24 protein-coding genes are annotated in these 25,818 nt (G+C 39.5%); 9 read left to right on the plus strand and 15 right to left on the minus strand.

Annotation, left to right across the window (positions count from 1 at the left end; genetic code table 11):
* The 3 genes from ACZSMY_RS20845 to ACZSMY_RS20855 all read right to left on the minus strand — a co-directional run.
* The coding region (locus ACZSMY_RS20845) for a response regulator (protein WP_465148271.1) at window positions 1-129 on the minus strand (129 nt) is incomplete at its 3' end.
* A 248-nt stretch (window positions 130-377) separates the two neighbouring features.
* The gene (locus tag ACZSMY_RS20850) at window positions 378-698 is read right to left on the minus strand and encodes a thioredoxin family protein (protein WP_042532366.1); all 321 of its coding nucleotides are present in this window, start codon (window positions 696-698) and stop codon (window positions 378-380) included.
* A 21-nt stretch (window positions 699-719) separates the two neighbouring features.
* The gene (locus ACZSMY_RS20855; protein ID WP_042532364.1) at window positions 720-1,532 is read right to left on the minus strand and encodes a DUF368 domain-containing protein; all 813 of its coding nucleotides are present in this window, start codon (window positions 1,530-1,532) and stop codon (window positions 720-722) included.
* Between the two features lie 277 nt (window positions 1,533-1,809).
* Between ACZSMY_RS20855 and ACZSMY_RS20860 the strand changes: the two genes are divergently transcribed.
* Window positions 1,810-2,001, plus strand: coding sequence for a hypothetical protein (locus ACZSMY_RS20860; protein ID WP_042532362.1), 192 nt, complete (start codon window positions 1,810-1,812; stop codon window positions 1,999-2,001).
* A 57-nt stretch (window positions 2,002-2,058) separates the two neighbouring features.
* On the opposite strand, the gene ACZSMY_RS20865 is transcribed toward ACZSMY_RS20860, so the two are convergent.
* A complete protein-coding gene (locus tag ACZSMY_RS20865) occupies window positions 2,059-2,535 on the minus strand; it encodes a hypothetical protein (protein WP_455725248.1) in 477 nt (158 codons plus the stop codon).
* Between the two features lie 695 nt (window positions 2,536-3,230).
* Between ACZSMY_RS20865 and ACZSMY_RS20870 the strand changes: the two genes are divergently transcribed.
* Together ACZSMY_RS20870 and mqo are read left to right on the plus strand one after the other, a co-directional pair.
* Window positions 3,231-4,094 (plus strand): dimethylarginine dimethylaminohydrolase family protein, encoded by an 864-nt coding sequence (locus ACZSMY_RS20870; protein ID WP_256705788.1) that lies wholly within the window; start codon window positions 3,231-3,233, stop codon window positions 4,092-4,094.
* 264 nt (window positions 4,095-4,358) lie between these two features.
* Window positions 4,359-5,867 (plus strand): malate dehydrogenase (quinone), encoded by a 1,509-nt coding sequence (mqo, locus tag ACZSMY_RS20875; protein ID WP_193064441.1) that lies wholly within the window; start codon window positions 4,359-4,361, stop codon window positions 5,865-5,867.
* 71 nt (window positions 5,868-5,938) lie between these two features.
* Here the strand turns inward: mqo and ACZSMY_RS20880 are convergent, their stop codons facing one another.
* Complete coding sequence (locus tag ACZSMY_RS20880) at window positions 5,939-6,535, minus strand: TetR/AcrR family transcriptional regulator (RefSeq protein ID WP_052484989.1); 597 nt, start codon at window positions 6,533-6,535, stop codon at window positions 5,939-5,941.
* A gap of 334 nt (window positions 6,536-6,869) precedes the next feature.
* On the opposite strand from ACZSMY_RS20880, the gene ACZSMY_RS20885 reads away from it, so the two are divergent.
* The 5 genes from ACZSMY_RS20885 to ACZSMY_RS20905 all read left to right on the plus strand — a co-directional run bounded on the left by ACZSMY_RS20885 (window position 6,870) and on the right by ACZSMY_RS20905 (window position 12,700).
* A complete protein-coding gene (locus tag ACZSMY_RS20885) occupies window positions 6,870-10,172 on the plus strand; it encodes a YhgE/Pip domain-containing protein (protein WP_042532355.1) in 3,303 nt (1,100 codons plus the stop codon).
* A 279-nt stretch (window positions 10,173-10,451) separates the two neighbouring features.
* Window positions 10,452-10,820, plus strand: a complete 369-nt coding sequence (locus ACZSMY_RS20890; protein WP_042532353.1) for a CidA/LrgA family protein — start codon at window positions 10,452-10,454, stop codon at window positions 10,818-10,820.
* Window positions 10,813-11,508 carry an LrgB family protein gene (locus ACZSMY_RS20895; protein WP_042532351.1) on the plus strand — a complete coding sequence of 232 codons (696 nt, stop codon included), beginning with the start codon at window positions 10,813-10,815 and terminating at the stop codon, window positions 11,506-11,508. The genes ACZSMY_RS20890 and ACZSMY_RS20895 overlap by 8 nt, the downstream gene beginning before the upstream one ends.
* A 91-nt stretch (window positions 11,509-11,599) precedes the next feature.
* On the plus strand, window positions 11,600-12,130 hold the full coding sequence (locus ACZSMY_RS20900) for a hypothetical protein (RefSeq protein ID WP_368901110.1): 531 nt from the start codon (window positions 11,600-11,602) through the stop codon (window positions 12,128-12,130).
* Between the two features lie 24 nt (window positions 12,131-12,154).
* Window positions 12,155-12,700, plus strand: a complete 546-nt coding sequence (locus ACZSMY_RS20905) for a hypothetical protein (protein ID WP_212929097.1) — start codon at window positions 12,155-12,157, stop codon at window positions 12,698-12,700.
* Window positions 12,701-12,777: 77 nt separating this feature from the next.
* Here the strand turns inward: ACZSMY_RS20905 and ACZSMY_RS20910 are convergent, their stop codons facing one another.
* From ACZSMY_RS20910 to ACZSMY_RS20940, 7 genes are all read right to left on the minus strand, one after another.
* A complete protein-coding gene (locus ACZSMY_RS20910) occupies window positions 12,778-13,527 on the minus strand; it encodes a putative hydro-lyase (protein WP_042536030.1) in 750 nt (249 codons plus the stop codon).
* On the minus strand, window positions 13,499-14,497 hold the full coding sequence (locus ACZSMY_RS20915; protein ID WP_193064409.1) for a 5-oxoprolinase subunit C family protein: 999 nt from the start codon (window positions 14,495-14,497) through the stop codon (window positions 13,499-13,501). The genes ACZSMY_RS20910 and ACZSMY_RS20915 overlap by 29 nt, the downstream gene beginning before the upstream one ends.
* The gene (locus ACZSMY_RS20920) at window positions 14,487-15,254 is read right to left on the minus strand and encodes a 5-oxoprolinase subunit PxpA (protein ID WP_374705744.1); all 768 of its coding nucleotides are present in this window, start codon (window positions 15,252-15,254) and stop codon (window positions 14,487-14,489) included. The genes ACZSMY_RS20915 and ACZSMY_RS20920 overlap by 11 nt, the downstream gene beginning before the upstream one ends.
* Window positions 15,235-15,978, minus strand: coding sequence for a 5-oxoprolinase subunit PxpB (gene pxpB, locus ACZSMY_RS20925; protein WP_193064410.1), 744 nt, complete (start codon window positions 15,976-15,978; stop codon window positions 15,235-15,237). The genes ACZSMY_RS20920 and pxpB overlap by 20 nt, the downstream gene beginning before the upstream one ends.
* A gap of 14 nt (window positions 15,979-15,992) precedes the next feature.
* Complete coding sequence (locus tag ACZSMY_RS20930; protein ID WP_368901111.1) at window positions 15,993-17,198, minus strand: Nramp family divalent metal transporter; 1,206 nt, start codon at window positions 17,196-17,198, stop codon at window positions 15,993-15,995.
* Window positions 17,199-17,510: 312 nt separating this feature from the next.
* Window positions 17,511-17,948, minus strand: coding sequence for a RidA family protein (locus tag ACZSMY_RS20935; RefSeq protein ID WP_193064412.1), 438 nt, complete (start codon window positions 17,946-17,948; stop codon window positions 17,511-17,513).
* Window positions 17,932-19,158, minus strand: coding sequence for a pyridoxal phosphate-dependent aminotransferase (locus ACZSMY_RS20940; RefSeq protein ID WP_465148267.1), 1,227 nt, complete (start codon window positions 19,156-19,158; stop codon window positions 17,932-17,934). The genes ACZSMY_RS20935 and ACZSMY_RS20940 overlap by 17 nt, the downstream gene beginning before the upstream one ends.
* A gap of 161 nt (window positions 19,159-19,319) precedes the next feature.
* Here ACZSMY_RS20940 and ACZSMY_RS20945 point away from each other — a divergent pair, with 161 nt between their 5' ends.
* A complete protein-coding gene (locus ACZSMY_RS20945) occupies window positions 19,320-20,276 on the plus strand; it encodes a LysR family transcriptional regulator (protein WP_193064414.1) in 957 nt (318 codons plus the stop codon).
* Window positions 20,277-20,461: 185 nt separating this feature from the next.
* On the opposite strand, the gene ACZSMY_RS20950 is transcribed toward ACZSMY_RS20945, so the two are convergent.
* The 3 genes from ACZSMY_RS20950 to ACZSMY_RS20960 form a co-directional block, all read right to left on the minus strand.
* Entirely contained in the window at window positions 20,462-21,757 is a 1,296-nt protein-coding gene (locus ACZSMY_RS20950; protein WP_465148268.1) for an aminotransferase class V-fold PLP-dependent enzyme, read from the minus strand.
* Window positions 21,758-22,193: 436 nt separating this feature from the next.
* On the minus strand, window positions 22,194-24,017 hold the full coding sequence (gene typA, locus ACZSMY_RS20955) for a translational GTPase TypA (RefSeq protein ID WP_193064416.1): 1,824 nt from the start codon (window positions 24,015-24,017) through the stop codon (window positions 22,194-22,196).
* A gap of 428 nt (window positions 24,018-24,445) precedes the next feature.
* On the minus strand, window positions 24,446-25,816 hold the full coding sequence (locus ACZSMY_RS20960; RefSeq protein WP_193064417.1) for a sensor histidine kinase: 1,371 nt from the start codon (window positions 25,814-25,816) through the stop codon (window positions 24,446-24,448).
* Window positions 25,817-25,818: the final 2 nt, after the last annotated feature.

The following is a 25,818-nucleotide window of genomic DNA, read 5'->3' on the forward strand; positions in this document are numbered from 1 at the left end:
TTCTATATATTCCAGCGCTTGTTTGCCATCTGCTGCAACGATTGTTTCGTAGCCTTCATATTCTAATTCTAATTGCAAAACACGGCTGATTTTTTGTTCGTCCTCAACAATAAGTATTCGTTCCTGCATGGCCTGTGCTCCTTTCTAAAGAAAACATGACACTTCCTCTAACCGGGGTGTCCAACGTACGTTATTTTTTCACTTTTTTATATTTAAAGCATACGAATTAATTATACAAAAAAACTGTCCCCAAAACAGCTGAATGAATAATTACCTACGTAAATCACTCTGCTTTATCAAGCAGAATTGTCTATTCGTTCAATCCTTTTGGGAAACAGTTTAATTCAAGCATGGTCTAAGCCTGCTGTCAAAGCCTTTTAGCCTAGATGTTGTTTCAAGAAATCTGTAACAGAATCCGGCGTTTTGGTATACGCGCTATGCTGATGAGCGATCTTCTCACCGTTTTGGAATAAAAGAATGCTTGGAATGCCCATTACTTCATACTTCTCGGCTAATCCAGACACTTCATCACTATTCACCTCATACCAGTCATAGCCGTTGAATTCTTCCATTACCTCGCCGATGAACATGTCCATACGTTTACAGTCGGGACACCAGTCTGCAAAGAATTTTATAATTACCGGTTTTTCACTTTGAATAATTTCTTGAAATGCTGCTTCTGTTTTAATTGCTTCCATCATCATCTCTCCCATTCCATTTTATTTATATTCTAATCTGCCCAATGCCAATGCTGCAATTAATCCGCCTATAAATAAAAGGATACACACAATAATACTTCCAGCGCCTGCCGGGATACCCGGAAAAACAATGGTAACGGCACCGATAACAAGCCCGATGATAATCGCGTAGGTACTTGTAAAATAATTTCTTAAAAAATAAGCAATAATTTTACTCATAATAATAAAACCAAGTGCAATCCCCGCACCTGCCACAATGATAACAGAAAACTGAAAATTACTGATGGCAGCCATTATCGTTGGATATACACCAAGCAGCATCATTATCATAGATCCGCTAATTCCCGGCACCATCATCACACTGCTGCCGATAAATCCCGCAATAAATAATAAGATATACGTATCTGTATTAATATCTTGAATAACCTGTCCCTCATTCGGATTTAAAATTCCCAATCCGCTAACAACAATGAACCCAATAATCAGCAATATATACTGTTTTGCCTGGAACTTTGTTTTCCCTTCTGCCTTTTGATATAAGAACGGAATTACTCCAATAACCAGTCCTAAAAAGAAAAATTGTGTTTGCGTTGGGTAATGTGTAAACAGCCAATCAATCACTCTGGCAAATAAGAAGATGGCTGTAACCATGCCAACCCCTAACGGAATTAAAAAGCTAAGATGCTTCTTCCAATCCTTACTGAAAAAACCGCTTATTGATGCAATTAACTGTTCATAAATGCCTAATAATACAGCGATTGTTCCCCCGCTTATTCCTGGAACAACCTCTACGGAACCCATAATTAAACCACGATATACATTTTTCCATTCCATGTATGCTTGTTCTCCTTCATATTTCATTACTACCAGGTTATTTTATCAAAAGTGGTCAGAAAAATATACTTTAGAAAAGGTTTTATTCATTAATTTACAAATTGTTCAAATATCATTTACAGAAATAAAGCAGCATACATATATTAAAAAGGCTTTTATCATGACGATGATTGACATATCCTTTATACTGTTGGTATAGATTAAAATAGAAAAGAAAAACTAGATAATAACCATCATTATATATATCGTTGTGTTCAGATTTTTAGGGGGAAGGAAGATGAAACGGTATTTAACATTAATTCTTTTTTTAGTAAGTATTCTTATCATCTATATTGGAGCTAAATTGCAGCTGTATTGGAGCGGCGTTGTTGCATGGGGGCTTGCATTAGTATGCCTTATTTTTGCCGTACACTTTTCAAAATACATTCCGAATGAAAAAGTCTCTAAAAAGAAAAAGAAGGAAATCTAAAAAAATCTCCCCGTTATCCACTGTACTGTAGTGACGAGGAGATTTTCATATTTTATATTACTCCATTTCCTTTAATATCTGTACCCTTCTATCTATTTCTTCATCATCGATTTCACTGTCATTCAGTTGGGTATAATCGATTGTGTAAATATCTTTGCCGTCAAGATATACCTTGCTGACCTGAAATTGCTCTGCAAATTCCGGGGTAGCCTCTGTCATACCAGAAGGAAAGATAGCATAATCTTCCTCTTGTTCTAAAATATTTATTTCAACGGAGCCTAATTCCTCTGCCGTGCTCATCCATTGATCTATATATTCTTCAATCGTCAAATAATCCTTCATATCTGCTAATACTTCGACAGTTAATTGCTGGAGCGGATTATTTCCAATCATGATATCAGCAATGGCATAACCCACTTCTTCCGTATAGTACGCTACGGTTAATGTATCATCAACCGAGCTGAAATCTAATTTTTTTATAGCATCGGCATACTCTCCGTCCAGCTGTTCGATATCCTGACCGCTGTATTCCATCCCAGTATAAGCATCGCTAATCTCATTGCCTTCCCATCAACAAAGGTTGTATCGATTGTTTCTGTGCCGTATATCTTCCAACCATTATCCTCTTTCCGATACAAATTTATCATTTTCATCATAACATACGATAGATGGATTTTTTTAGCAATCTGCGCCATAATAAGATAAAGCGATATTTTATTCAGTCTAACGTTTTTCTGCCTCATCAGCTTAAAAGTTAGTACCCTAAGGATATCTGCTTAAAGGTATGATTTCTTAAAGATTCTTGAAACATATCAATGAAGTTTTTACTGCTAGTTAAGCCGCGGATAATGTATGAATGACCAATTTTGTTTTTAAGCATTGGTGTTGGTATGGGACTGCGATTACCAATGTTGTCAGGTTAATGAGTTTATTGAATATTATATTTGTTACAAATGGGTAGTAAAAAACTATCTAGCGAAGGAAAAATACAGAGGCTCGAATGGGAAAGCGTAGGGTGAAGACCCGTAGAAAAAAAGCGAACTTCTTTTTTTGAGGAGGCTGAGCACAAGCCCATGGAAAGCGTAGTGTTTTTTCGCAGCGGCGTATTACTCTGACATCATTGCTGCGATTACTCGCCCCACCAAGTTCGTTGCATCCTCATCATTTAATACATATAATAAATTTACAGAAACAAGTTACCTTAAGGAAAAATTGGGGGCACAGTCTATATGGATAATAAGGAAAATGAAAAATATATCATTCACTGTCAAAATGAATTTGACCCATTACAGCAAGTCATCGTTGTCCCGCCAGATTATATGAAAATTACAACGGTTATTAATGAAACACAGGCTTATTATGCAACCGAGAATATTGATATAAAAAAAGCAACCGAACAACATGATTTCTTTGTAAAAACGCTGGAGGATAACGATGTCGAAGTCATTTCCCTCCCGGCAAAGCCAAATTTAAATGAGCAAGTTTTTACCCGGGACATTGGTTTTACACTTCATGATACATTATTCGCGGCTAATATGGACCGGGATATTCGCAAGGAAGAAACCATTCTTTTAAAAAAGTGGCTTCGGGACAAACAACTGGACTATACTTCTTTTTCCAACACAAGTATAGAGGGCGGAGATGTGATTCTTGACAACAATCGTATTTGGATTGGCTTAAGCCAGCGCACAAATCAGGCAGCAATCGATTATCTCTGTGAGCAATTCCCTCATCTGGAGGTTACCGCTGTTCCATTGCAGGAGGATATTCTTCATTTGGATTGTGTATTTAATATCCTGGAGGGCGCACAGGCGTTAATTTACCGGGATGGAATGAGTGAAGCTGCCTATCAAATGATGAAGGAGCATTATACATTAATCGAAGTAACCAAAGAGGAACAATTCAGTATGGCGCCAAACATCCTGTCTATCGGAGATAAAAAAGTAATCAGCCTTCCTGAAAATAAACGGGTGAATCATCTATTGAAAGAGCTTGGCTATCATATTATAGAAGTTCCTTTTTCTGAAATTATTAAATCCGGAGGATCCTTCCGATGCTGTACGCTTCCCCTTTATCGGAAGAAGTCATCTTAAACTGCGGGCGCTGATGCAAATAGATCAGCTTTCGCAGTTTTTTTGCAGTCATCTTCCCCCTTTAGCAGGACCTTTTCACCCTTTATTTGTACTTATAATCATTCGATTACGTGAAACATCTTTTTTCTTTTATCAAAAAGGAGTATAATAGATTAATATGGGTAACTGTTTATTTAAATAACAGCTGGACCGTTATTTTTAGAGAATTCTATTTTGTAAGAGTATACATGCAAGAATTTTAGTTTAGGAAGGTTTGTGACGATGATGAGGAAAGATACGAATCAAACAGATGTCATTTTAATCGGTGGTGGAATCATGAGTGCCACGATTGGCTCCTTATTAAAAACACTGCAACCGGAATGGCAGATTAATGTTTTTGAAAAACTTGACCAGACTGCGCGGGAAAGTTCGGATGCATGGAATAATGCCGGCACAGGACACTCGGCTCTATGCGAAATGAACTATACACCGGAACAGGCAGATGGCACGCTTGATATTACGAAAGCAATAAAAATAAATGAACAATTTCAACTTTCGAAACAATATTGGTCTTATCTGGTGAAACAGGGTATATTAGAAAACCCTGGTGATTTTATTCAAAACGTACCGCATTTAAGCTTTGTAGAAGGCGAAAAAAATGTGGAATTTCTAAAGAAACGTGTAGAAGCTCTAAAGGATAATCCATTATTTGAAGGCATGGAGATTACGGATGATGAAGAAAAGTTAAAAGAATGGATTCCGCTTATGATGGATGGACGTAATGATAATGAGGCTATTGCCGCTTCCAAAATTGAGTCAGGTACCGATATCAATTTTGGAAGCTTAACGCGAAAACTGTTTGATCAACTGGAGGAACAAGGCGGGACACGGCTCTACTTTAAGCATGAGGTAGAATCGATTACTCGTACGAAAGATCAATTATGGAAAGTGAAAGTTAAGAATCTATTCAACGGCAAAGTTTCTTATCATAAAGCACGATTTGTATTTATTGGTGCTGGAGGCGGCAGTCTGCCTTTATTACAAAAAACAAATATCCCGGAATCAAAGCATATTGGCGGATTCCCGGTGAGCGGATTATTTATGGTTTGTAATAATCCGGAAGTTGTTGAACAGCATCACGCGAAGGTTTATGGAAAAGCAAAAGTCGGTGCTCCGCCAATGTCTGTCCCGCATTTAGATACTCGATTTATTAACGGAAAACGCTCCTTATTATTTGGTCCTTTCGCTGGATTTTCACCGAAGTTTTTAAAAACCGGTTCAAACTTGGATTTATTTGGATCTATCAAGCCAAATAATTTAACCACTATGCTGGCAGCCGGGGCGAAGGAAATGGCCCTGACAAAATATCTTATTCAGCAGGTGCTCCTGTCAGATGAAAAAAGAATGGAAGACTTACGCGAATTCATTCCTAATGCCAAGAGCGGAGAATGGGATATTGTAGTTGCTGGTCAGCGGGTACAGGTTATTAAGGATACCGATACAGGCGGAAAAGGGACCCTTCAATTCGGGACCGAGGTAATCACTGCAGAAGATGGTTCGATTGCGGCTTTACTCGGCGCTTCCCCTGGAGCATCTGTCTCTGTTGATGTCATGCTTGATGTACTTCAGCGCTGCTTCCCGCATCATTTCACAAAATGGGAGCCGAAAATCAAGGAAATGATTCCATCATACGGTGTTTCGTTATCCGATCACCCTGATTTATTTGCTGATTTAAACAAGGAAATGAATGACACATTGCAATTAGAAGCAGAAAAGGAAGTATTATTAAGCTAAGAAGGTTCATACGAATGAATAATAAAAGGACTTCGCTTCTATAAAAATACTAGAATCGAAGTCTTTTTAATTTAAATTACTTTTATCGGAGTCCAAGACACAGCATTCAATATAAAGGATGACAGTTCTTCTTTATATTTTTCCACTTCCTCCGGAGAATGCTGAAATAAAATCAAGCCTCTTGCCGTAGATTCAATTAAAGATATTACAAATTCACTATAATAATCCGGATGGATATCTTCCCGGATTTCTCCATTTGCTTTTGCAGCCTTCAGATAGTCAGCAATCAGATCATATAATGGACGATAAATGACCTTCCACTTATCGATATCCCCGCTTCTGGTAATCCCTGCGTAAACAATCGAAGGGATTGTTCTATCTTCCTGGTTCACTTCAAAAATACGATCTATTGCCAGGCGTAAATTAGCATCCAGCCCAGCTTCTATATCTCCATGCTCTGTAAGGTATTGCGTATAATTGGAGATGATTTGCTGTGCTAAATCCGGGAGAACATCCATTTTGCTGTTATAGTATAAATAAAATGTTCCTTGAGCAATCCCGGCTTTTTTCACAATCTGGGAGACACGCGTATCTTCCAGCCCTTTTTCTTTAAAAATCTGATAGGCACTCTCTAAAATAAGCTCTTTTTTATTTGATATTCTAGCCACTACTATGCCCCCTTTTGAAAATTTTAAAACTGACTGATTGTCATTCATTTATTTTTATGATACCATACTTCTAGTAAAAGATGAACATTAAAAAATTAAAAGTACTGATTCTGGCAGCCATTGGATACTTCAATCTGTATGTATAAAGCATAAAATAAGACACATAACCAAAATCTATAGGTGAGAAACTACATTGAATTTATTATGTGCAACCGCCAGAGGAAGACAACATATTTATTCTTTTATATCAACTATAGATGTTAGCATTGATTCTGAAATAATAACACATTTTATAATTTTTTATTTACCCGATCGAGAAAAGAGGAGAATTTTTTTGAAAAAAGCTTTTAAAATTACTAAACAAGATATGAAAAACATCATTCGGGTTCCTTCTGTTCTTATTTTAATTATTGGGTTAGCCATCCTCCCTTCTTTTTATGCCTGGTTTAATATAAAAGCATCCTGGGACCCTTACTCCAATACAGAGGGAATCAAAATTGGCGTAGTCAGTGATGATACCGGGACGGAAGTGGAAGACCAATCCATTAATATGGGAGACGAACTGATAGAAAACTTAAAGGAAAATGATTCGTTAGGCTGGCAGTTCGATGATTCCATTGAAGAAGCAGATGAAAAGGTATATACAGGAGAATACTTTGCCACAATTCATATTCCTGAAAGCTTTTCGGAGGATGTAGCCAGTATACTTAATGAAGAACCAAGGAGCGCCATCGTCCAATATAAAGTGAATGAAAAGGTCAATGCCATTGCTCCTAAAATGACCAGCACCGGAGCTACACAAATCACAGAAACCATTAATGATGAATTTGTGCAGACAACGGCAAAAACATTGCTGGAAGAATTTAATAACGCAGGGATAGAGCTTGAAGAAAATCTGCCTACCATGCAAAAAATAAGAGATGCTGTTTATAATCTGCATGATCACATTGATGATATTGATGAAGCAGGCGACCTTATTGTTCAGTTAGACGAAGATCAAGATACGATTCAGAACTATGCAGATACATTAGACAGCTTACAGGAGTACGAGTCGAACATTCGGGAAGGCGGAGATCAGATTCTGACTGCCCAGTCTCATCTGGATGATATCAATCGGCTTGGAAATGCAGTGGTTGAATTAAATCAATCCATGCCTGACATCGAAAATGCTTTAACTCGAATCAGCTCTATCCAGCAATATTTCCCTGCGATTAATCAGGGACTGGAGGATGCTTATGCAGCAAGTATTACTGCCGGCGATACGCTAGCAGATGTACAAGAACGTATTCCAGAGATCAATAATCAAATTCAGGACTATCAAAATCAGGTTGATAATGCACAGGACACGTTAGAAGAGGCCGAACAAGCAACCGATGAAGTATCAGAGCTTGTCAACAGCCGAATCAATGAAGCGGAGGAAATTATCAATGGACTGCCTTCCTTTGATTTTAATACAGAAGAATCCGTAACACCTGATTTTGTGAATAACGTAAAGGATTCAGTTGGTGATTCTCAAGGTAAGCTGGAAGAAATGCTAGAAGAGCTTCGTAATTCAGACAGTCTGGAATCAAATGAGTCCTTAGATAAATTAAGCAGTACTGCTGACGGAACAAAAGAGCAAGGAAATGAACTTTCTGCTGAATTAGAGGATATGCTTACTAAAATAGAAGCGGATAATTTTACGGAAGAAGATATAACTACGTTAAATGAGGCAATAGCTGATTACCAATCCTCTTTCGATGAGGTCAAAGAAGATTTAGCAAATGCTGAATTTGTTCCAGATACCTCACAAAATGAAGAGAACGAAGAAACCGATGAGAATAGTGACAATGCCGAAGAAGGTACCGAAGAGAATAACGAAGAAAGCAGCAATGACGCGGAAGAAAACACAGAACAAGAAAGCGAAGAAAATAACGATAATGCTGCAGAAGAAACAGAGCAATCCGAAGATACACCGGAAACGCAGCAGCGTGATGAAGAAATCGACCAAGTCATTAATGAACTTCATGACGATACGATGCAGGCTTTTGATGAAATTTCCAATGTATTGGATCAAAATATAGACCTTGCTAAAAGCAATATACAGCAACTGCCTGAATTGATTGCCATGAAGGAAAATCCTGACCGGGCAGAGTATGCAGAAGAGCAACTTCAAGCGATTCAGGACAGTATTGAAGGGCTTCAATCCTCTATTACAAGCACGGAGAACTCACTTGCTTTATTAGAAACTCCGGAGAATAAAGAGGAGTTGGATAACATTCAAGAGGCTCTTGAAAGCGGCGATTTTAATTTAAATAATGTCATTGATTTTCTGGAAAACGGAAATTTAGACCTTAGCCAGTTAGAAGACGTGAAGGATAACGCCATAAATGATTTGAATACGTTACAAACCTTTAACGAGGACACATTAGAACCATTTGTGAATAATGCTTTCACTACGTTAGAAAATAGGTTAAATGATGCAGATTCCAAGTTAAGTGCCGCATTGGAATATACTGATTTAGCTTCTAATTATTTATCGGAAGCAGCAACAGTTGTTAATGATTCCCAATATTATTTAAACCTTTTAAATGAGAACTTACCATATTATGAAGAACAATTCAGTGATGTCTCTGATACTGTAAATCAACACTTCCCTGAATTTAAAAATGGTGTGGATATGGCAAGCGGCTTTTTCCAGAATGATATGCCGCATTTAGAAGATGAAATAAATAATTTAGCCGGCTTTGTTACAAACGATATGGATGATTTAATTGCCCAATATGAGAATTTGAATTCCCTTGTGCAGGATAATTTACCGGAAGCGCAGGAAGCTATTGGAGAAATGGCCGACTTTATCCGTGATGATTGGCCAGGATACAAAGAGGATATTCAAAATGCCTATGACCGGATAAAACAGATGGAAGACGATCAAATTATCGAGGAATTAATTGCTGCATTGCAGAATGACTTGAGTGATGAAACAGAGTATTTCTCCCGTCCGGTACAACTGGATGAAGAAAAATTATTCCCTATCCCGAACTACGGTTCAGCCAACACACCATTCTACACTGTGCTGGCAATATGGGTTGGTGCATTACTGCTTTGTAATTTGATTACAACGGATCTAAAAGATAAAAATAGAGAAGAATTCAGCTTAAGAGATATTTATCTTGGCCGAATGACCTTGTTCTTGATTGTAGCTATTTTACAAGCGGTCATTGTTTCGCTCGGCAATATCTTTATACTCGATGCTTATATGGCACACCCTGTTTACTTTACACTCTTTAGCGTCTTGATTGCGTTAGCGTTTATGATTATCGTATACACGTTAGTTTCCTTATTTGGAAACGTCGGAAAGGCGATTGCGATTATCTTTATGATTCTGCAATTATCAGGCGGCGGCGGAATGTTTCCAATCCAAGTAGCGCCGGAATTTTTCCAGGCTATTCACCCATTCCTGCCGTTCACGTATGCTATTGATATTCTAAGAGAAGCGACCGGCGGTATTGTATGGTCTGTTGTTTACAACCGATTCCTTATACTGGCGATTTTCCCGGCTATCTTTATTCTGTTAGGATATACTTTCCGGCCATGGATTGCACCGCGTGTTCATAAAGCCTATCTTAAGAGCAAGAAAAGTAATATGATTGATTAACAAAATGATGATCATGTAATAATATTAAGATTACAAACAGCCTGGCCAGCGCTTTGCCGGGCTGTTTTTTTATGCAATCCTACTTTTTCTATTTAGAAGGGACAGACAACAAAAATCTTTTTTCATCAACGGGTCGCGTTCCAGATTATCAAGATTTTCAAGAAAGGAAATATGCTTTCAAAACGCCCTTTAACGAATGACACGTTTTCTGATAAAATGATTAGTATCTTTTCTTTTTTAAAGGCTGTTCAAAATGGAGAATAACAACGGAGGTTTATAGTGAAGTATTTCATAATGATTTTACAAATTGGTATTTTATTTCTTTTTAATTTTATTGGCCAGCTTATTCAAGGCTTCTTCTCCCTGAGTATTCCCGGCAGTCTTATTGGGATGCTGCTGCTTTTCAGTCTGTTATTTTTCAAAATAATTCCTTTAACGTGGATGCAGGCTGGTGTTGATTTTCTTTTAAAAGATATCCCATTTTTCTTTATCCCGGTTACCATTGGAATTATCCAGTACTTAACCTTTTTTTATGGCAAAGGCAGCTTGACCATTCTATTGGTTATTGTTAGTACCTTTATTGTTATCGGTGTCAGTGGGATTGTAACAAATTTCATCTTAAAAAAAGAGGTGAAATCCTATGACTAATTTCTTTATTGGGATAACGGCAATTGCAGGAACGTTTATCCTGTACCGGTTATCCAAGAGGATATATCGAAGGAAACCAAGCCCATTTACCATGCCTATTTTCCTTTGTACGGCAAGTATGGTCATTTTCTTATCCTTAACAGGAATCTCTTATGAAACCTATATGATTGGCGGGCAGTGGATTGATCTTTTTCTCGGTCCTATCGTTGTCTCTCTGGCTGTTCCTTTATACAGAGAAATTCACTTAATCAAAAAATATGCAGGTGCGATAGGTATCGGTATATTTGCCGGTTCTCTGACCGGTGTTTTTACTGGAATAGCAGGAGCAAAGCTATTAGGTTTTGATGACTGGCTGATTCAGACTGTTGCTGCTAAATCTGTAACTGCTCCTATTGCGATCAGTATTACGGACACAGCAGGCGGGAATATTTCCCTAATTGCTGTATTCGTTATGTTAGCTGGTGTCAGCGGAGCAATGTTTGGGCCTGTTATTTTAAAAATTTGCCGGATTGAGCATCCCATTGCTAAAGGACTCAGTATTGGAACGGCTTCTCATGCAATAGGGACGGCAAAAGTATTAGAGGACAGTGAAATGGAAGGCGCCATCAGTGCTTTATCTATGACACTCAGTGCTGTGGTTGTTTCTTTTCTTGTTCCGATATTCTTATTATTATTTATTACATCATGAAAACATTCGTTATTTTTGTACATAAAAGGTACGCTGTATCTTGTTTCTGTATTGCGCTGTTATTACTTAGCAATGCAAGGAGGTGGCTTTGTTGAAAAGGGTTTGGCTATTCTTTGGATTGGCTGGCATACTGCTTCTTTCCGGCTGTTTTAATAAAAGTCAAAAAGGCGATGAACTGATTGCCTTTTATAATCATTGGATGGAGAACTGGGAGATAGATAGTTCTACATACTCCTCTCTTAATTGGGCAGAGGATGCCGAAGAAATGTTACTTATTATCGAAAACGATATATTGCCTGTTTTAACAAAAAGTGTTGACTATCTGGAGCAGACAGATTTGGAATATCGTGCTGTTAATGATTTAAACGAATTACTATTAGACAGAGAGTCTTATTTATTAGCATTATTCCAAGAGCTTGCTGATGAGTTAAACCCTGACAGTACGGAATCAGAAACAGAAATTGCTTTGGAGAAATTCAATGAAAACAGCATGCCAATTGCTGATAAAAATAAAGAATTTGCAGAGAGCTTAGATACGTTAATGGATAAATATCATGTCTATTGGATTACCGAGTATGACTCAAATGGAGAAAAATTAGAAAGATTAGGAAAGGACAGATAAGGAAGGCAGAAAGGAAGGAACGCTTTGCGAAATATTTTTGGGTCTGTGCTATATTTATGTATCTTTATTATATTATCTGGCTGCGTTGATTCTCATGACAAGGCAGAAGTGGGAAGCCTGGACGTACTGGAAGACTTTATTCATGAATTAAATCACGGCGACCTTATTATTGATTCAGATGATCCGGAAGAGGTCATCGAAACAGTTGACGATCAGCTGGGCGAATATTTTTCAGGTGATTTTTCCAGAAAAGTTGCCTATCAAATCCGAAACAGCATGGAAGGAAATCCGGATTATGAAGAAACTCCTGAAAATATCACTTTTTTTCTAACAAATACGGGTGACGGATTCCGCTATTCTCAAATTGAAGCTTCCAGAAGAAAAGGCGTATCATCCTGGCTGACACAGGACGATAAAATCGTAGGCACAGAGATTCGTATCACCTTGCCATCCGATATTCCTGATCAGGATTCCAAATACGAGCTGTACGACAATATTACGATGATGAAAATAGATAATAAATGGTACATCGATGATATTGAATATTTTGATGAGAGATATGTTCAATGAATCCAGCAAAATGATTCAAAGCGCCGTAATCTTTAAAGTGATTAGGCGCTTTTGGCAGCTTCAATCGTTCTACAAACTCATCTTCCTATTTCAGAATCCAGCAAATCTGTAATAAACATATGTCCTGGAGCATGTGTGATCATTATTTCAATTTTTGCTTGAAGTGCTACAAGCTGCGGTGTTACACCACACGCCCAAAACACTGGAATTTCATCTTCCTTTATTTCTACAGGATCACCATATTCAGGGGCCTGCAGGTTTTTGATTCCCAGCTTCTCTGGATAACCAACCTGTACCGGTGCGCCATGCATCGTTGGGAAGGCCGATGTGATTTGAACAGCTGCGGGCACATGATCTGCGCGAATCGGACGCATGGAAACCACCAGATTCCCTTGAAAGTCCCCTGCCCCATGACAGGGCACATTGGTTTCATACATCGTAACATTTTGTTTGTTTTCTATATGCCTCAAAGGAATTCCAGCCGCCCTTAAAGCATTTTCAAAGGTAAAGCTGCATCCAATCAAAAAGCTGATAAAATCCTCACGCCATTCTTCTGTAATATCCATCACTTCATCTGCCAGCTTCCCGTGTCTAAAAATTCGATATCTCGGAATATCCGTTCTGATATCTGCATCCGGCGCAGAGCTTACAGGTGTATAGGAGCCAGCATCCGTCACTTCAATCAATGGGCAAGACTTCGGATTTCGCATACAAAATAAGAGAAAGTCATACGCATGCTTCTTTGGAACAATGACCAGGTTTGCCTGTACATGAGTTGGAGCCAGCCCTGCTGTGGGTTTAGTCCACTCTCCTTTTCGAATAGCCATTCTTTCCTTTAACACTGCTATCACCTCTGCAAAAATATTTTATTTGAAGTAAAAACTGTTCTCTTTCCCTATAAAGTTTTTGTGCCTCTTCGACATCTACCTCCCGGAAACAAATTTTGCCGCCCGGAACAAGCTGAGCTACTTTGGGAAGGTCAACAGAAATAACTGTAGCAATTCTCGTATATCCTCCAGTCGTTTGCCGGTCAGCCATCAATATGATTGGCTGGCCATTCACCGGCACTTGCACACCTCCAAACGGAATGGCATCCGACCAAATATCTGCTCCATTTTTATGAGCAATAGCCTTGGATTGAAGCCGATACCCCATCCGGTCTGCCTGCGGACTAACAAGATGTACGTTATTGAAAAAGTTATCTATTCCTTCCTTTGTAAATCGCTCCATATGTGGACCTTTCACGACACGAAGCTCTACCTCCTTGCGGTACCTGGGGATTTCTGTATGCATTAATCCAACTCCTGCTTTTCCATTCACCGCATAACCGAAAATCGTATCTTTCTTTTCAACGTGCTTCCCAATTCCAGCTTTTTGGTAAGTTGATTTACTACCCATAACTACTGGTGAGTCAAACCCGCCCGAAACAGATAAATAAGTCCGCACCCCCGATTGAGGAGCGCCAAACGTCACATAATCATCCTTTTTAAGCTGGATTGATTTCCACATCGGTGCGGCTTTGCCATTTATCATAGGACTTAAATCTGCGCCACAAATAGCTATCGTTGCTTCCGATAATACAACCAGCTCCGGACCCATCATGGTTATTTCCAGACAGGCCTCATCTCTTCTATTTCCCACTAAGAGATTGGCTGTCTGCAAAGCGAATGGATCCATTGCTCCGGAGACAACAACCCCGTATTTTTGAAAGCCGGTTCTTCCCAAGTCTTGGATGGTTGTTAACAGTCCCGGTTTAATTACTTTAAAAAGCGGCTGCTGCTCCGCTTTATTCTCCAACACGTTTCATCCGAATCCCTTCTTGTTCCAAACGCTGCCGCAATTCCTTTGCAAACAGAAGGGCATGCTGTCCATCTCCATGGACGCAGATGGTGTCGGCTTCCACCTGGACTTCCTCTCCATCAACGGAGGTGACTTTTCCTTCAAAAACCATACTGCGTACTTGTTCAATTGCTTTTTCTACCTCTGTAATCATTGCATTTTTTTCTGTTCGAGCTGTCAACGAGCCATCCGATTGATACGTTCTGTCAGCAAATACTTCTGAGGCTGTTTTTAATCCGTATTTTTTTCCCGCACGAATCAATTCACTTCCTGATGACCCAAAGAGAATTAATTGTTCATCTACTTGAGCTGTCGCCTTCGCAATTGCTTCAGCAATCTCCCGGTCTTTCGCTGCCATATTGAACAAAGCTCCATGCGGTTTCACATGCTGCATAGGCACCTCATGAATATTACAAAAGGCCTTTAAAGCACCAATTTGGTAAGCTGTTAAATGAAAAACTTCATCTGGATCCACTTGAATGGCTCTTCTGCCAAAACCAATCAAATCTGGAAAGCCTGGATGGGCTCCAACCCCTACCTGCTTTTCTTTAGCCATTTTAACGGTTTTTCCCATAACATTATAATCTCCGGCATGAAAGCCGCAAGCAATGTTTGCAGAGGTGACTACCTCCAAAATTTCGTTATCAAGACCTATCGTATAAGCTCCAAAACTCTCCCCCAAGTCACTGTTTAAATCAATGCTTCTTTGTTTCATCATGGAACACTTCCTTTCTCACTTTATAGCTGCCGTCCTTTACCGCTTGTTCTATTGCTTCATACTCCTCTTCCGTAATCGAAACAAAGCGGATTTTATCTCCTGCCTGAAATAAAAATGGATTCTCTTGGGAAGAATCAAACAAGGTGACAGGTGTACGTCCTATAATATTTGCACCGCCCGGGGACTGTAATGAGTATATCACCGTTTGCTCCCCGGCGATTCCTACCGATCCTGCCGGCACATGTAATCTCGGGCTTTCCAGCCGCGGTGTGCAAATGGATTTAGACAGTCCGCCCATATAAGGAAAGCCCGGCAGAAATCCCATCATATAAATAAGATAATCTGTACCTGAATGATTCTCAATCACTTCTTCTTTTGTTAATTGATTAGAAACGGCGACATGGTCTAAATCAGAACCAGCTTCCCCGCCGTACAAAGTTGGAATAAATATCCGATTCCTCTGCTCCACTTTATCCCGTGATGCATAACTGGATAAAGTGGATAATTCTTCACAGATTGCATGATACGTAAGCTGGTCCGGCAAATAATAGACAGAAACGGAATCATAGGCAGGAACCCATTCTACAATACCTTTAATACGCTCTTTTTTTAGCAGAAGGCAAAAGCTCCTGATCTTTTTATTTAGCCGGGAGGAAACCTGTTCGCAAAACTGTACCCGTATCCCTGTATCTCCTAACGGCTGAAAGATGATATTTTGCATAGCGATTCCTCCAGCTAACCTATTATATTAAATGATAATAAAGCCAAAAGTACCGTAATGGCAAATACAACCCAGCCTGCAATATTTATCCATAGCTTGTTGACGTTCTCGGCCAGCATTCGGCGGTTGTTCATGACAAACAACAAAAATAGAACGATAACAGGCAAAATTAAGCCATTTGCATATTGAGAAAACACAATAATTTCAATCGGACTGTATCCCAAACCTGAAAAAATGATTCCAATTAAAATAATAACCATCCAAATGGCTCTGAATTTCATGGATTTTAAATTCCTGTCCCAGCCAAAAACTCCTGAAATAGCATAGGCTGCTCCTAGTGGCGCCGTCATCGTTGATGTAACACCTGCAGCAAAAATACCAATCGAGAATACATATTTTGCCCAAGAACCAAGCAGCGGCTCTAATTGAATAGCCATTTCAGCTGGATTATCAATTGTTGTGCCAAGAGGAAAAGCCATTGCGGCAGTGATTACAATCGAGGCCGTAACAATACCGACCACAATCAGCGATATAACAATGTCGAACCGGCTTTCCCCTATCCCGCTTTTATCCTTCCACCGCTCCTGAACCGTTGCTGACTGCAAAAAAAGCGTATACGGAACAATCGTTGTACCGATTAAGGAAATCACAAGGATAATAGAGCCATCCGGAATTGTCGGTATAAATGCACCTTCAAAAATAGCCGATAAATCAGGTTTAACTACAATTGCCGTAATTAAAAAACTGAGTACCATTAAACCAATTAATACAATGAAAACTTTTTCAAGTATTTTGTATGTGCCAAACCAGAGCAGCAACCCGGCTGAAATACCGATAATTACGCCCCATGTCTGGATAGGGAAACCTGTTAAGGTGGTCAGACCGATGGCACCGCCGACGATATTGCCTGTCTCATAAGCTGCGTTGCCGACTCCAATAGCAGCGACAACTAATATGATTGTCAACACCCTTAATAAAGGATTTTCAAACTGTTCTCTAAAAGCTGTGCCCAAATCTTTTCTTGTAACAATTCCTAAGCGGGTGGTCATTTCCTGCAAGACCATGGTAGCAATAACGGAGAACAGCAAGGACCAAATCAAGATAAAACCGAATTGGGCACCAACCTGACTGGCTGTTGTTATCGTTCCCGGCCCGATAATAGCAGCTGCTACAATAGCGCCTGGACCGACATTCTTTAACCTTAATAAAATCTTTTTCATGGTAACTCCCCCATTGTTTATGATGTTTAAACAAACTTTCAGATTTTAAAAAGGCTGATTTTGGCAGTATTTCATCGTTAGCTTTGCTACAATCCGAAGAAGCGTACGATGGATGACTGAAATAAGTGTAAGCAAGTCTAGTTTTGTTTTTCAACCTTTTCTGCTTCGATGTCATCCACCCGTCATCATTTCATTTAACCTCGTTAATTAAAGCGTTTTCATTTTTGACTTTAAATGTAACTCGATAAAGGAGATTTCATCAAGTTACATTCATTTTTTAGCTTGCTCTAATTAACAATTCCAGTATATTCTTTATAAGCTCACTCCAGCAACCAATTGAATTTCAACAGGTGCATTTCCCGGTAACGAGGATACACCAATTGCTGCCCTGCTGCCTATCCCCGCCTCCCCCAATTGTTCAGATAAATATTCGGAAGCAGCATTTGCCAGACTTGAATGGGATTGAAATGTTTCCTCTGCATTCACATAAACGGTGAGTGATAATATCTGCATGAGTTGTTCTCCCTCCATAAGTGTGTTTACAGCAGCAGTTAAGGCATTTGCAGCTGCTTGTCTGACTGCTGGATAATAGGTTGATACAGGCTCTGCTGCAATAACTTTTCCGCTCTGAAGCAGCACACCATTCTTTCTTGGTGTCATCCCGGCTGTATAAATAATATTTCCAAACCGGGATGCAGGAAGGTATTTCCCCTGTGGAATCAGATTATTCCCTTCATTTGATGGATGCATTTCGATACGCCTCCACTACTTGGATAACACGTTCCATTGCTTCTACCGCCGCTTGATGATCCTGTGAAAAATTTATCCGAAAGCTGTCACCGAATTGTGGACCGAATTCCGTTCCTGGTGTTACGGTCACACCAGCCTGAAGACGAAGTGCTTTCACAAACTCATTGATTGAAATACCCAGTTCCGGAATTCTCGGGAATAAATAACTGCCCGCTTCTGTCGCTCTTACCTGAAACCCCTCAGCTGCACGTATTTTGGCGACCAGGTCATCACGGATTGCCTGATGCGCTTTAATTCGCTCCTCCATCCAGCCTGCCGGTTCAGAAAACCATGTTTTCAAGACGGCCTGATTATATCCGCCAGCGCGCAATGATACAATAGCCTGCAGTTTTTCCATTCGGTTAATCATTTTTGCCGATCCAAAAGCGACCCCTAACCTGTATCCGCTAAGTGATTCTGTTTTAGAAGGTCCCATGATCGTAATGACATTTTCTCGATCAATCCGGTTCTCCGCACATAAATGAGTATACGTCCGTCCTTCAAAAATTTGCCGCGAGTAGAGTTGATCAACAATCACGGTTGCCCCGTATTGCTCTGCTAAACCGGCAATCTCCTGAATTTCATCCCGGGAATAAATAACACCCGTCGGATTATTTGGATTAGAGAACAAAAAGAGTTTTACTCCTGATTTAAAAGCATCCTCCAGCTGCGTTAGCTCTAAACCGGCTGATGTGTCTGTTTTGTAATAATCCAGCTGGACAGGAACGACTTCCCCATCAAAAAATTCAACAAGCTTCCGATTGGCAAAATAGTCCGGTTCTACAATAGCAACCTTATCTCCTCTGGCCACCGTTGATCCCATTGCTAGAAATAACGCTCCTTGGGTTCCAGGTGTTAGGATAACATGTTGATCCGGGTCAATGCTTGTGTTCGTAAAATCAGCAAGCTTTTCAGCTAGCTTCTCCCGGATATCCATCCCCCCGCGATATTCTGTGTAGGCCTGCTTCCCTCCAAGATGAACTCCTTCCACAAAGGCATCTAAAGAGCCCGGAATTGGTTGAAAAGCATCCACATCCCCATGTGAAAAGTCCACCGGCCTACCGGGAATTTTCTCAAAAGGAACATCGATTTCATTCGTTTTCTGGCGTCCTTCTTGACCAGGAGCATATTCCGCACCAAGCTTTAAAAACTTTATTTCTATCAAATCCATGATTAACCCTCTTTTCTATAATTGAAAAATAGTATACCTTTACAAAATATCTGCAAATTCATTATAGTTATAATAGTATCCCATCTTAGATACGAACTCCAATACGAAATAATTTATAACACTATAGGTATTTCTCTATACATAATTTGAGGAGGAATGAAATGCTGAAAAATATGGAATATGTATATGCAGTATATTTAAATAAGAGCTTTTCGAAAGCTGCCGGCGAATTATATATTTCTCAGCCGGCACTCAGTGCAACGATTAAAAAAGTGGAAGAAGAGATAGGTCTTCCTATTTTCGATAGAAGCAGCAATCCCATCCAATTAACAAAGGCTGGAGAATATTATATTGAATCCATCGAGACTATTATGAACATTGAAAAAGAAATGAGGAGTTATTTTAATCACTTAGCAGAGGATAATCAAGGTACCATCAGTGTTGGAGGCGCATCCTTCTTTTGCACACATATCCTGCCGAAAATCGCTCAAGAGTTTAAGGAAGAATATCCCGATTATAAGGTAAATCTTCTGGAAGCCAATGCGGATGATCTGATAAAATGTCTGCGCACAGGGATTGTTGATATGATGATCGATGTCGAGAAAAAGGACATTTCTAAAATGTTTGATTCCTTTGTCTGGGCGGAAGAACATATTTTACTGGCAGTGCCTTCAAGCTATGAAATAAATAATAAGCTTCGTAACTATCAAATCACCTTTCAAAATATAGCTAATGGAAACTATTTAAGTGAACGATATCCTAAGGTAAACCTGAAAGAATTTCAGAAGGAAGATTTTCTGCTATTAAAAAAAGGGAATGACCTAAACCAGCGAAGTTTAAAAATGTGTAGAAATGCCGGTTTCACACCAACCATATCCATGTACCTTGACCAGATGCTGACTTCCTATTACATTGCCAGTAATGAAAAGGGAATCGCTTTCGTTCGGGCCAGCGTCACGCATTACTTAGAAGCAACCAATAAATTATGCTTTTACAAAATTGATGATGACAACGCCCGTCAAAATATTATGCTGTATTATAAAAAAACACAGCCGCTTCCGAAAGTCGGCACAGATTTTATTTCATTTATCAAGGAGAAAAAAATCGATCATCTGTGAGTTTTAATACGCTGTAAAAAATGATTTTGCAGAGCGCTGGGAAGCACGCATTTCAGATTTATATGAAGCAGAAAAGGAGTGACCGTTTTTCCCTTCTGCTCAGCAGGGGAAATGGCGGACACTCATACTGCCATAAATAAAGAATCACTTACTTGAATGAGGAGCACCAAGCAAAAATTTAATTGTTAACTTACTGTTTTAACTCTTTCCGCTATTTTTTGTGTAACACGCAGAAATGCTTCTATTTCCTCCACACTATTGCAGTGTAGGGGAGATACCCTTACAACACCGTCGAGATCAAAAGACTCTAACATTCTTTTAGAATAAATACTGGAAGCAGCACGCTCATAAACCACAATATGCTCCGCTTCATATTGCCGAACAGCCTCTTGATAATCTAAGTGATCAATTGTTATTCCGATAATCAGATCCCTCTTAGATAAATCTTCATCATCTAAATGGACGGTAACGCCAGGGATATTTCTTAATCCTTTTACTTTATCTGTGCCATGAAGTATCGCTTCCAGCAATGCTCTTTCATGTAAAGCGATCCGTGTCATTCCTTCCTCATACAGCCTTCTTCTATCCTGTTTCTCCGAAAATTTACTCCCTATCCAGCAGACATAATCGACAATTTCGCTAAGAGAAGCAAAATGACCCGGTGTGGAGCTTCCCAGCTGCAGATCACTGTCATCCTTTCCAGTTAAACGTTGATGCGGAAGCGCTGCTGCCCTTTGGGAAACATATGCAAAACCGCTTCCTCTTACCCCGAAAAATTTATATGGTGCAAAGTTAATCGCATCTACAGGGGTTTTTTCGATATCAATGATACCGTGCGGAGCATGCTGCACAGCGTCGACGATAATGTATAAATCCGGCTTGATTTTCCTGGCTTCCTTTACAATCATTTCAATATCTAAAATCGTACCTGAAATATTAGATGCATAAATCACACTTAAAAAGCTTGTATTCTCATCAATCAGTCTGGTGATTTCCGCAACATCCACACCTCCAGTTACCCGGTTTGTTTTAGCTACACGAAATTCTTTTCCCAGCTTATTTGCATAAAACTTGGCAGCATCATAAGCGGACGGATGCTCTAATTCCGTTGTCACAATATTGCTTCCCTCTATATTTTCCGCAATGACACCGGTTGCTGCAAACATTGCTTGAGACGCAGTAAAGTAAGTGGCAATACTTCCCTGCTTTGCATTAAATATCGTTCTTGCATCTTCTATGCCTCTTTGCTCCACTTCGAATAAAAATTTCGCTGTGTCATGATTGCGCAAAGGGTGGTCAGGCATCAAGTCGTACTGAGCAAATTTCTGATTGGCAGTTTTTAACCGAAAAGAACCGCCGGCATTGTCTAAAAACACCCGCTTTTTCTGTGTCAACGGATCCATATCAATATAGGCGAACCTGTCTCTAATTTCTTCTAATAATTCATTGCTAAATAATCTGCCCTTCGTTAATCCCGCCATTTTATCCCTCCAATAATTTTTAGTGGTGATACAAGCCTGCTTCAAATGAAATTTTTCGATACAAATCAGGAAGACTTTAACTTATATAATATGCTATCAGCTGTTTCTCTTTAATTTACATATTTTTTCTATAATTATAATAGTAGTACTTCTTATACGTTTACTCCAATACAAAATAAATTATAATCATATATATTTTCTTCTATGCTGACTGACTATTTAGATGGCATAAAACGAAACTTCACTCCTTGGGAGTTTTTATGGACGGTTCTTCATCAAAATCCATGGGGATAAACTACATTCAATTTGGTGTTAGCTTCGGAATTCTTCTGCGTTAAAAATTATATACTTCTCTAATATAAAAAAGCCGGTTCAATTCTTACTATTTCTAGTAAAAATCGAACCGGCTTTTCTGGCAGCTTATGCTTCCACTTCATTACTTACTTTTTTTCGCTGCTTTTTCACGTTCGTTTTTATTTAAGATTTTCTTACGAAGACGGATTGTTTCTGGTGTTACTTCACAATACTCATCCTCACTTAAATATTGCAGGGCTTCCTCCAGAGACATATCTCTTGTCTTACGGATAGTGGATGTCTGGTCTTTTGTAGCTGAACGCACGTTAGTTAAGTGCTTTTCTTTTGTGATATTAACCGTTAAGTCATTCTCACGATTATGCTCTCCGACAATCATCCCTTCATAAACTTCCGTTCCGGGAGTAATAAAGATAACTCCGCGATCCTCCAAGTTCATGATTCCATAGGTAGATGCTTTCCCTTTTTCCAATGCAACTAGCACACCTTCACGGCGGCCGCCGACCTGTCCTTTAATCACAGGCTCGTATGCCTCAAAGGTATGGTTAATAATACCATAACCGCGTGTCTGCGACATAAATTCTGTAGTATATCCTAAAAGACCGCGGGATGGCACTTTAAACTCAATACGAACTTGTCCGTTTCCTTGATTAGCCATATCAAGCATTTCGCCTTTACGTTCTCCTAAGGATTCCATAATTGCTCCTGTGTGTTCTTCCGGAACATCTACTTGGACACGCTCCATCGGTTCACATTTTACACCGTCAATATCTTTGATGATTACTTCCGGCTTAGACAATTGAAGCTCATAGCCTTCACGGCGCATGTTCTCAATAAGAATAGACAAATGCAGCTCTCCGCGTCCGGAAACAGTCCAGGCATCTGGTGAACTGGTCGGTTCCACACGTAAGCTTACATCGGTTTCTAATTCTTTTAATAAACGCTCTTCAATACGGCGGGACGTAATATACTTCCCTTCTTTTCCGGCAAATGGACTGTTGTTTACAACAAAGGTCATCTGCAGGGTCGGCTCATCAATACGCAGCCATGGAAGCGGATCAGGATGCTCAGCCGGACATACCGTTTCACCGACATTTAAGTCTTCCATTCCAGCCAGAGCTACGATGTCACCAGAAACAGCTTCTTGGATTTCAACCCGTTTTAAACCAATGAAACCAAATAATTTGGAAACACGGAAGGATTTTTGTGATCCATCTTCTTTTAATACAACAACCTGCTGTCCTACCTTGATAGAACCGCGGACCACACGTCCAACTCCGATTCGGCCGACATAGTCATTATAATCCAGTAAAGTTACTTGAAACTGTAACGGCTCTTCTCTTGTATCAGCTGGAGCCGGAATATGCTCCATAATGGTATTAAAGACTGGATCCATTGTTTCCTGCTGATCTTCCGGCTCTAATCCGGAGGTTCCATTTAACGCAGATGCATAAACAACAGGGAATTCTAATTGGTTATCGTCCGCTCCTAATTCAATAAATAAATCTAATACTTCGTCAACGACCTCTGCCGGTCTGGCATTTGGACGGTCAACTTTATTTAATACCACAATTGGTGTCAGTTTTTGTTCTAAAGCTTTTTTTAATACGAAACGTGTTTGCGGCATGGTTCCTTCGTAGGCGTCCACGACTAAGGCAACACCATCAACCATTTTCATAATACGTTCCACTTCACCGCCAAAGTCGGCGTGACCTGGTGTATCAAGGATATTAATTGTTGAATCTTTATATTTTACAGCTGTATTTTTCGCTAAGATAGTAATCCCGCGTTCACGTTCTATATCTCCAGAGTCCATCGCACGTTCATCTACGTGCTCGTTTTCCCGAAAAGTCCCAGAATATCTTAATAGCTGATCCACTAACGTTGTTTTCCCGTGGTCAACGTGTGCAATAATTGCGATATTACGAATATCATTTCTTAATTGCATAAATAGTACGCTCCTCTAACATATCGAATGTAAAACCAATTTATTATATCATATAATGAGGAAATTTGTAAAATTGTTTTTCTTTCCTTTAGGATGTGTTGATTGCTCATGTATTATTATAACAATGTATTTTATATTATCATTTCATGAAGGATTTTCACCAAAATAGCTGGATGACTTAGCAGATATAATTTTACTGTAAGCAGCCGCTATAGAAATATACTGCGTTTCCAGAGACTTGTCTTTAGCTCCCTTTAAAGAAGCCTTGCTAATTGCGGGACCACAGGCGCAGACCAAAGTATAGTCATATTTATGCCTGCGGCGGAAAAAGAAAATCGCTTTTTCTGCGGAGCTTTACACTGGGGCTGCGATAAAAAAGACCTCTTCCACGCCCAATCAGGCAAAGAAAGAAGTCTTTTTATCATTCATTAAGATTTTATTTTTTTATTTCCTTTCGGCTTACTAGAAACAGGCAGGCACATGGTAAACTTCGCTCCACCTAATTTTTTCGACTGCCCGGCATATATCTTCCCGTTTGACTGTTCAATAATTGCACGTGCAATCGCCAGTCCCAGTCCCGTTTCTCCGCCTTTTCCTTTGATAAACCGGTGGAATATTTTATCCATATCTTCCTCGGTAATCCCTTTTCCGTCATCCTCTATATCAAAGAAAATCATATTCTTTTTCTTATATACATGGATAGATATCTCTTTATTGGCATACCTGATTGCATTAAATACCACATTGGAAACAGCTCGCAGGAGCTTTTCTTCATCTGCATGTATCGTTATGGAGCCGTCCACCTTCTGATGAAGGTCCAGTTTATTTTCATTGACGATTGGCAATGCTTTGCTCACAATCCCGTCCACAAAAGCCTGCACATCGATTTCTGTCTCCTCGTACACATCCGGCTGAGAGTCCAATTTGGCAAGTAAAATCATTTCATTGATGATTTTCTTGAGTCTGTTTACTTCTGTCACCATGACATCCAGCCCTTTCTCGGTATCTTTTTCATCAAAAATACCATCACGGATTCCTTCTGCGTAGCCTTGGATTGTCATCAATGGTGTTTTCAGCTCATGGCTCGCATTTTGAAAAAAGGTCTGCTGCGATTTCATATATTGCTCTAATGTCTGTGACATCTCGTAGACACTCTGTTCCACTTCTTTTATTTCTCCGCTGGCCCGGATCCGCTTCATCTGGTCAAATTGGCGGTTTTCCACCTTCTTCAATTCTTTCTTCAGCAAGGATAATGGTGTTACCAATTTATTCGTCATATAATAGCTTAAAATGACTGCCGCCAGAGCTCCAATTAAAAATACCCATGCTAATCGGAAGAAAAAGTTTTGCTGCACGGCTCGTAAATCGTTGATGGGTGTTAATAAAATCAATTCCATCCCGGACTGCTCCGGAGAAAATATAATTCGTTGCGTTACGAAACGGTCATTTCCATGCTGCCACAGTGTTTCTTCGTTGTCCTCAAAATTATTTTCCTGAAAAAACTCATTCACAACCGAAATAGACATGGTCGAAAATAAAACTGTATCTAAGTTCCGGTCATATAAGAAAAGCTGCAATTCTTGATCCTTCAAGAAGTCATCAATATTTCGATATTCACTTGCATCATCATACTGTTCCGATAGAAAACTGATAAGTAATTCTCCTGTTTCTGCAAGCTGACGCTGTTCATCCTGGATGAGCACATCTAATACCAGCGAGTAAATAACCAGGCCCGCAGTGGTCATAATAACAAGCAGCAGCGCTGTAAAAGCAGCATTTAGTTGCGATTGTAATTTCATTA

Source organism: Oceanobacillus sp. B139/18 (genome assembly GCF_055524595.1).